Annotated in this window: 1 protein-coding gene; it reads left to right on the forward strand. The window is 34.7% G+C overall.

All coding sequences use genetic code 11. The features are described from left to right. Nucleotides 1-31 precede the first annotated feature (31 nt). On the forward strand, nt 32-472 hold a 441-nt coding region (locus tag AC30CM_RS27020), incomplete at its 3' end, for an AAA family ATPase (protein WP_490119978.1).

Genomic DNA, 472 nt, shown 5'->3' on the forward strand with positions numbered 1-472 from the left:
TTTTAAATAGATTAATAGGGGAAGTGTTGTCATGAATGAGCGTATGGTTGATCAATCAATGCATAGTGAAGAAACTGATTTCGAATTGTCGCTTAGACCTACGAGATTACGACAATATATTGGTCAAAATTCAATAAAAAGTAATTTAGAAGTATTTATTAAAGCGGCTAAACTTCGTCATGAACCATTAGATCATGTATTGCTTTTTGGCCCCCCTGGATTAGGTAAGACAACATTATCTAATATTATTGCCAATGAAATGGAAGTAAATATACGTACAGTATCAGGGCCTTCATTAGAAAGACCTGGTGATTTGGCTGCAATTTTATCAGGACTTCAACCTGGAGATGTTTTGTTTATTGATGAAATACACAGACTGAGTAGTGTTGTTGAAGAAGTGTTATACCCTGCAATGGAAGATTTCTTTTTAGATATTATCATTGGTAAAGGCGATGAGGCTAGAAGTATCCGT

It is taken from the genome of Mycobacterium sp. DHQP2018-32-09 (assembly GCF_058148405.1).